We start from the raw sequence: 5,325 nt of genomic DNA, 5'->3' as shown, positions 1-5,325 counted from the left end.
GGGCTGCCCGGGCCGCCGAGCCGAGGGCGAGGTCGTCGCCGACGAACACCACGAGATCGCCCGATCCCCCCGGGCCCTGGCCGCTCTGCTCCAGGGGTCCGAAACCGATCTCGATACCGTCCGCCATACCCGTCGTCCTGCCCAATGTTCCGCAGCCGTTCCCACGCTCGGGCCATGCCGCGGGGCGTGATCCGCCTTGTGTAGCCGCTGAGGCGGCAAACGCAACGCGGCGCAGCAGCCCTGGAATCGCCCCTTTTGTCGGGTCCCTGGCCCATGAGGGCGCGAGAGGACGGGCGGAACTGCCGGGCCAATGAGGCAGATCGAGCGCTACATCTTTCGGATCGCCCTGGGCGCGAGCCTCGCGTGCCTGATCGGCCTCACCGGCACGATCTGGCTGACGCAGGCCCTGCGCGAGCTCGATCTGGTGACCGCCAAGGGCCAGACCCTCCTGGTCTTCCTGTTCGTGACCGGCCTGTCGCTGCCGACGCTGGTGGTGGTGATCGCGCCCGTGGCGCTGTTCATCGGCGCCGTGTACGCGCTGAACAAGCTCAACGGCGATTCCGAGCTGATCGTGATGGCGGCCGCCGGCATGCCGCCCCGCGCGCTGCTGCGGCCGTTCCTGACCCTGGCGCTGATTGTGAGCTTCCTGGTGGGGTTCCTGGTGGTGGTGGTGATGCCCGCGAGCTTCCAGGAGCTGCGCGACGTGATCACCCGGGTCCGGGGCGACTTCATCGCGAACGTCGTCAAGGAGGGGCAGTTCACCCAGCTCGACAACGGCATCACCTTCCACTTCCGCGAGCGCGGGCCCGGCGGCGTGCTCAAGGGCCTGTTCATCCAGGACCGGCGCGAGGCCGGGAAGACCAAGGTCTACCTCGCCGACCGCGGCAACGCCGTCGACATCGACGGGCAGAGCTTCCTCGTCCTGGAGAACGGCAGCGTCCACCAGCAGCAGAAGGACTCGCGCGATTCCTCGATCCTGACCTTCGAGCGCTACACGATCGACCTCGCGGCCTTCGCGCCCCCGGATGCCGACACGATCTACAAGCCGCGCGAGCGCTCGACCTCGCAGCTGCTATTCCCCGACCAGACCGAGGGCTACTACAAGCTGCAGAAGGGCCGGTTCCGGGCCGAGCTGCACGACCGGCTGTCGGCCTGCCTCTACCCGCTGGCCCTGGTGTTCATCGCCTTCGCGGCGCTCGGCGATCCCCGCACCACCCGGCAGGGCCGCGGCCTCGCGGTCGCCGGGGCGATCCTGGCCGTGGTGGGCTTGCGGATCGCGGGCTTCGCCGCGGTGAGCGCGGCTGCACGAAGCGCCGGGGCGGTGGCGGCGATCTACGGCGTCCCGCTCCTGGCGATCGCGCTGTCGGGCCTGCTGATCTTCTTCGGCCCGCGGGTGCGCGCCTTCAACGCCGCGGTGGCGGGCGCCGTGCGCGCCCTGATCCGCGCCCCGCGCCTCGCCCCGGCACGCTGAGCCTGCGATGCTGATCGGTCCGACCCTCGGGCGCTACTTCGCCGCCCGGTTCGCCCGCACGGTGCTCGGCGTCTTCGTCACCGTGTTCGCGCTGGTCTACACCCTCGACTTCGTGGAGCTGCTGCGCCGGGCCGGAGAGGCCGAGGGCGCCTCCACCGGGCTGATGGCGCTGCTCTCGCTCTACCGCACCCCGGCGGTGGCCGAGGGCGTGCTGCCCTTTGCGGTGCTGTTCGGCTCGATGGCGGCCCTGTTGCAGCTCTCGCGAAAGCTCGAACTGGTGGTCGCGCGCGCGGCCGGGATCTCGGCCTGGCAGTTCCTCCAGCCCGGCTTCTTCGTGGCCCTGGCGCTGGGGGCGGTGGCAGTCGGCATCTACAACCCGGTCTCCGCCCTGCTGAAGCAGCGCTCCACCGAGATCGAGGCCAAGATCTTCGCCAAGTCGACCAAGGCGGGGTCCGGCAAGGATCTCTGGATCCGCCAGCGCGGCCTCGACGGCGAGGCGATCATCCGGGCCGAGACCGCCATCGAGGGTACCACGACCCTGGCGGGGGTCTCGGTCTTCACCTTCGACGAGGCCGGCAAGTTCGCCGAGCAGATCGTGGCCGCCGAGGCCACCCTCCACGACGGCTACTGGGCGCTGTCGGACGCCCGCGTGCTCGCCCCGGACGCGCCGCCTGAGTCGTTCGACACCTACCTGATCGCCTCGAACCTGGACCCCGGGCAGGTCCGGCAGCGCTTCACCCCCCCGGAATCTGTGCCTTTCTGGCAACTTCCCACAACCATCGCGCGGACCGAGCGGGCCGGTCTCGACGCCACCCGATACCGTCTTCAGTACGATGTCCTGTGGGCCAGGCCGGTCCTGTTCCTCGCTATGGTGATCGTGGCCGCAACCGTTTCCTTACGGTTCTTCCGCTTTGGTGGGGTCGGTAAACTCGTCCTCGGCGGCGTCGCGGCGGGCTTCGCTCTCTACGTGGTCCGACAGGTCATGGAGGGGCTCGGCGCGTCCGGACTCGTCGCCGCACCGGTGGCGGCGTGGTTCCCGGCCGTGGTAGGCAGTCTTCTCGGTACGCTTACGCTTCTGTACCAGGAAGACGGCTGACGCCCGTGAACCATCGCGGGACGGGAGACGGGTGTGTGAGGTTGGTGGCGGATCACGTCACAGGGGTTGGGTCGCGCGTTGCGTAAGGTCGCCCACATCCTGCGGAAGACGGCCCTCCTGGCCGCGCTGGCACTCGCCGCGCCGCTGGCCGGGGGCGTCTCGGCGCATGCCCAGGGGCTCCCGGCTCCGAAGCTCGGCAAGCCGGGCGACAAGCTGTTGGTCGAGGCCAACGAGCTGATCTACGACAACGACCACAACACCGTGACCGCGCGCGGCAACGCCGAGCTGCATTTCGGTCCCCGGACCCTCCAGGCCGACAGCGTGCGCTACGACCGCGGCACCGGCCGGGTCTTCGCCCAGGGCAACGTCCGCCTCACCGAGGCCGATGGCGGCGTCGTGACCGGCGCGCGCATGGAGCTGACCGACGACTTCAAGACCGGCTTCGTCGATGCGTTCCGCGGCCAGCAGACCGTGGAGCGGCGGACCGAGACGGTGCGGACGCGCTTCTCCGCCCCCCGGGCCGAGCGCCTGAACGGCGAGCAGACCAGCTTCGAGTCCGGCAGCTACACCGCCTGCGAGCCGTGCAAGGACAACCCGGAGACGCCGCCGCTCTGGCAGATCCGCGCCAAGAAGATCATCCACGACAACCAGACCCACACGATCTACTTCGACGATTCCACCCTGGAGATCGCCGGGATCCCGGTCGCCTACCTGCCCTATTTCGAGGCGGCGGACCCGACCGTGAAGCGCAAGACCGGCTTCCTGACGCCGCGCTTCATCTCGACCACGGCGCTCGGCCGGGGCGTGTCGCTGCCGTACTTCGTCGACCTCGCGCCGAACTACGACCTGACCATCACCCCGACCCTGCTGAGCCGCCAGGGCGTGCTCGGCCAGGCCGAGTTCCGCCAGCGGATCGACAACGGCTTCTACAACATCCGCCTGTCGGGCATCTCGCAGACGACCCCGTCGGCGTTCCTGCCGAGCCCGCTGGGCGCCGGCGAGCGCGACTTCCGCGGCTCGGTGGAATCGCAGGGGCGGTTCTACATCAACGACCGCTGGCGGACCGGCTGGGACCTCGTCGGCGTCACCGACAAGTGGTTCCTCGACAATTACCGGATCCGCAACCAGAACATCACCACGGACTATTTCCGCGAGGCGACCTCGACCGCCTACCTGGTCGGCCAGGGCGACCGGTCGTGGTTCGAGGCGCGCGGCTACTACTTCAAGGGCCTGTCGAGCTTCGACTGGCAGAAGCAGCAGCCGATCGTTGCGCCGGTGATCGACTATGACAAGCGCGTCAACGGCCCGGCCGAGATCGGCGGCGAGGTCCGGTTCCAGGCCAACATCACCAGCCTGACCCGTGAGACCACCCAGTTCCAGGGCCTACCCCGCACCTCGAGCTACCTGTTCTCGCCGAGCGTGAACGGCGTCAGCTTCCCGCTCTACCAGACCTGCACGGTGTTCCAGCGCGGCCTGTGCGCCATCGACGGGCTCGCCGGCACCAACACCCGCGCCTCGGCCGAACTGTCCTGGCGCCGGAGCTTCATCGACGATTGGGGCCAGAAGTTCACGCCGTTCGCGTATCTGCGCACCGACGCGTTCTTCACCAACCCGAGCTTCTCCGGCTACCAGAACGACCTCGCCCCCCAGGTCGCCAAGATCGACGACGGCTTCGCCGGCCGGGTGATGCCGGCGGTCGGGCTCGATTACCGCTACCCGTTCGTCGCCAATTTCGGTGCGCTCGGCGTCCACACCCTGGAGCCGATCGGCCAGATCATCGCGCGCCCGTCCGAGACCCGGATCGGCCGCCTGCCGAACGAGGACGCCCAGAGCCTGGTGTTCGACGACACCTCCCTGTTCGAGTGGGACAAGTTCTCCGGCTACGACCGGGTCGAGGGCGGCGTGCGCACCAATCTCGGCGGCCAGTATTCCGTGGTGACGCCCTCGGGCTGGTACACCAACGTGATGTTCGGCGAGTCCATCCAGCTCGCCGGGGTGAACTCGTTCCGCCGGGGCGACATCGCCAATGTCGGGTTGGATTCCGGCCTGGAGACCCGGCGCTCCGACTTCGTCGGGCGGTTCCAGGTCTCGCCGAACCAGAACATCACGTTCATCACCCGCGCGCGGTTCGACCAGTCCGACTTCCACGTCGCCCGGCTCGAGACCGGCGCCACGGCGCGGTTCGCACCGTTCCTGCCGCTCACCGTCTCGGCGTTCTACTCGTATTACGAGGCGCAGCCGCTGCTCGGCTACAGCCATTACCGCGAGGGCGTGACCGCCAGCGCCACCTACAACATCACGCCGAACTGGTTCGTCTCCGGCTCGCTCCTGGTGGACCTGACCCACTACCTCGATATCCGCAACACCTACACGGACGCCCTCTCGGCCTACCTCGCCAACCCGATCGGAACGGTGCCGACCTACCAGAATCCGGGCCGGTTCTACCTCTCCGGCGCGAGCTTCGGCGGCGGCTACCAGGACGAGTGCACGACGATCTCGCTCAACTACATCAACTCCCCGATCGCCACCGCGACCGGCGTCCGCGAGCGCAACCAGACCGTGCTGCTCCGCCTCGAGCTGAAGACGCTGGGCGAAGCGGATCTGCGCCAGAACGTCGGCACCGCCACCACCGCGGACGGCATCGCCACCGTGCGGTAGTTTTTTGGGATTCTTTGGGGAGCCGGTCCTGGCTCGACGTGCGCCCTCCCTCCCCCCTCTGCGGGGGGAGGGTGGCCCCCGAAGGGGGTCGGGAGAGGGG

The 5,325-nt window shown here is 69.0% G+C and carries 3 protein-coding genes; all 3 read left to right on the top strand.

The features are described from left to right. Nucleotides 1-310: 310 nt before the first annotated feature. Complete coding sequence (gene lptF / locus FV228_RS19360) at nt 311-1,471, top strand: LPS export ABC transporter permease LptF (RefSeq protein ID WP_147856111.1); 1,161 nt, start codon at nt 311-313, stop codon at nt 1,469-1,471. 7 nt (nt 1,472-1,478) lie between these two features. Beyond that, on the top strand, nt 1,479-2,567 hold the full coding sequence (lptG, locus tag FV228_RS19355) for an LPS export ABC transporter permease LptG (RefSeq protein ID WP_147856110.1): 1,089 nt from the start codon (nt 1,479-1,481) through the stop codon (nt 2,565-2,567). A gap of 78 nt (nt 2,568-2,645) precedes the next feature. Beyond that, nucleotides 2,646-5,225: an LPS-assembly protein LptD gene (locus FV228_RS19350; protein ID WP_147856109.1), complete on the top strand. Its 2,580-nt coding sequence runs from the start codon at nt 2,646-2,648 to the stop codon at nt 5,223-5,225. Nucleotides 5,226-5,325: the final 100 nt, after the last annotated feature.

Origin of the sequence: Methylobacterium sp. WL18, from assembly GCF_008040015.1 — a bacterium.
Classification (GTDB): Bacteria; Pseudomonadota; Alphaproteobacteria; order Rhizobiales; family Beijerinckiaceae; genus Methylobacterium; species Methylobacterium mesophilicum.
Note: the sequence above shows the minus strand (reverse complement) of the source record. Positions and strands in the feature narration are given on the sequence as shown.